Origin of the sequence: Streptomyces carpinensis (assembly GCF_002154505.1) — a bacterium.
Lineage (GTDB): Bacteria > Actinomycetota > Actinomycetes > Streptomycetales > Streptomycetaceae > Streptomyces > Streptomyces carpinensis.
The window spans coordinates 1-2,537 of the sequence record NZ_MUBM01000600.1 but is presented as its reverse complement, the minus strand read 5'-3'; the positions used below and the strand labels follow the sequence as shown (position 1 = coordinate 2,537).

Here is a 2,537-nt window from a genome sequence, read left to right as displayed (position 1 = left end):
GACGCCGACCACGACGTCGTGCACTGGCTCAACCCCGTCACCGACGAGGAATACACCGCCGCCCCGACCACCGCCTGAACGAGGAGAAACCCTGTGACCACCTTCGCTCTCATCGGCGCCGGCCCCGGCCGCCGCCCACCGCTTCGGTACCGCCGGCCACCATGTCGCCCTCATCTCGCGCAGCGCCCAGCACCAGGACAACCTGGCCGCGGAACTGGCTCGCGAGAACGTCCACGCCCGCGGGTTCACCGCCGATGTCCTCGACCCTGCCTCCTTGACCGCGGCCCTGCACGAGGCCGCCGACACGCTCGGGCCCGTCGAAATCCTCCAGTTCAGCCCCGTGCCCCGCGGCGACTTCATGAAGCCGGTCCTGGAGACGACCGCTGCTGACCTGGACGATCCGCTGGCCTTCTCCGTCAAGGGCCCGGTGACCTGCGTGCATGCAGTCCTGCCGGGGATGCGGGAGCTGGGCCGGGGCACGCTGCTCTTCGTCAACGGCGGCAGCGCCGTGCGCCCGAACTCTCGCGTGGCCGGTACCTCGGTCGCGTTCGCCGCCGAGAGTGCCTACGCGGCGATGCTCCACGACGCCCTCGCGCCGGAGAACATCCACGCCGCGCAGTTGATCGTCCCCGGCGCGATCCGCCCGGACGCCGAGCACTCCAGCCCCCAAGCACTGGCCGAGCGCCTGTACGCCATCCACACCGAGCGCGGCGCCTTCCGGCACTACGCCGAGCCCATGCCCACCTGATCATCCCGCAACGCCCCGCATGAACCGTGCACCCCGCCTCGGACTGGTGGCCGCCCTGGCCGCCGTGTTCGTCGGCCGGTTCATCCCCGCCCCGCAGCAGCGGGCCGAGGTTCGTTGCCTGCGCCAGGGCCGGCTGTGGCTGGCCCTGGCCGCCGCCGTCCTGACTATGGGCGGGACCCTGGCCACCTACACCTACATCCCCCCACTGCTGACCCACCGCGCCGGTATCCCGGCCAGGACCATCCCGCTAGCGATCGTCTTCGGCTCAGCGCCCGCCAAGCCCTCGCCCTGGTCTGCGACGTCACCGACGAGGACCGCTCTGGAGACACCTATCCGGCCCATCTGCACCTCGGAAGCTAACAACAGCCACTGACACCGGCCTTGGTGCCACGGTTGGCGCCGCTGGCGGACGTGCCAGACCCATATCAGATCGTGCGGGGGACCACGGGGAACATCGGGTAACAACTCGGCGAGCGACCAGGTGCCGGCATCGCTCCCGTGCAGGTCACCCCGGCCATCGCTCGCAGATCACCTCAGCTTCCCAAGCTCAGAGCGCAGGTTCGATTCCCGTCACCCGCTCCGTGACGACCCCCAGGCCACCGGCTCGGGGCTTGCTTGTTGTACAGCCCGCACCAGACGGTTGAGGCCGGCGGTAGTCTCGGCGCGATCAGCGAATGTTGAAGGTGGCGATCACACGGGCCGGGGCGCGGAGGGCACCGGGGACGACGGAGGAACGTTCGACCAGGATCGAGCCGCCCGGGCGCGGGCCAGCGAGCTCGTGGGACCACACAGGTCCGGTGACAGCTGGCCCGCACAGCCCCTCGGGAAGCTCGCTCTCGCCATCCCCTAGCGCATATTTTTCATCATATTCGAGCAGGGGCTTCCCCTCAGGGACGAGCCCCGCGCGGTGCAGATAGTCCGGCATCTGGCTGCTGAGGAAGGACACCCGGGCGCTGCCGTTCTCGGTGACGTAGTGAATGTCCGAAGCGTCGGCAGGTATCGGCACACCACCGGCCGAGATCACATCCGGCAGCCTTGCGTCGCTGCCCTCACAGGCTCGTGCGTCCCCGAACGGATGGAACAACTCGTCCTGGAACAACCACAGGAAACCTCCCGTTCCGCCCGCGAGGACGGCCACCAAAACGGCCAGACACGACAGTCGCCGCCTCCACTGGGAAAATCCGCCGTCCGCGTCGCCCACACCCTCCGGATACGGAGCCCCTTCCGTCTCCTCGGAATCAGCCCTCCCGCCGGTCCCTTGCGCATGAGACATGAAAGCCCCCTTCGGCTGTGCTCGCATACTGGCCGCCGAAGTCTAGATCGACCGGGATGAGGCCGGCCTGTTGTTGATGCGAGGCGCAGTGTTCCCCGGTGACGTCGGGAGCGCACGTCACCTGAACGGGGCGCATCGCCGGTGCCTCTCGGTCAATCAGCAGCGGGGAAACGCGATGGAGGCGGCTCGGCCGGCCAGAGCCGCAAGCGACTGATCACCAGGTCGGCTCAGCTGGGCTCCACTACCCCCACTGACATCCACGGCTGACATCAACGAGGCCGGACAGCACCAGACTTTGGCGTTCGTGCACGGCATCGAGCTTCCTGCCCTCCCAGGGGCTCACTGCCACCTGATCGAACTCCTAAAGCGGTGCTCAGTTCGGCGCAACGGCCCGGAGCCCCCGGGGATCCACCGGCGGCGATCACGGAGGCAAGCTGAGCTGTGTGATGATGCATAAAAGATGAACGGCCCTGGGGTGGGCCGGGCGTGTAAGAAGGGCGGGGCCCCATCGTGGGC

Annotated in this window: 2 protein-coding genes and 1 pseudogene; 2 read left to right on the top strand and 1 reads right to left on the bottom strand. The window is 68.6% G+C overall.

Annotated elements, in window-relative coordinates:
* Positions 1-93 precede the first annotated feature (93 nt).
* Positions 94-748: pseudogene (locus BZY54_RS46750) on the top strand (SDR family NAD(P)-dependent oxidoreductase).
* Between the two features lie 19 nt (positions 749-767).
* Positions 768-1,121: an MFS transporter gene (locus BZY54_RS52560; RefSeq protein ID WP_208640976.1), complete on the top strand. Its 354-nt coding sequence runs from the start codon at positions 768-770 to the stop codon at positions 1,119-1,121.
* Positions 1,122-1,415: 294 nt separating this feature from the next.
* Here the strand turns inward: BZY54_RS52560 and BZY54_RS46740 are convergent, their stop codons facing one another.
* Entirely contained in the window at positions 1,416-1,949 is a 534-nt protein-coding gene (locus BZY54_RS46740; RefSeq protein ID WP_086731394.1) for a hypothetical protein, read from the bottom strand.
* Between the last annotated feature and the right edge of the window lie 588 nt (positions 1,950-2,537).

What these genes read in the sequence shown, in the direction of transcription:
- BZY54_RS52560 (WP_208640976.1), top strand. Translation starts at nt 768, where the DNA reads ATGAACCGTGCACCCCGCCTCGGACTGGTGGCCGCCCTGGCCGCCGTG.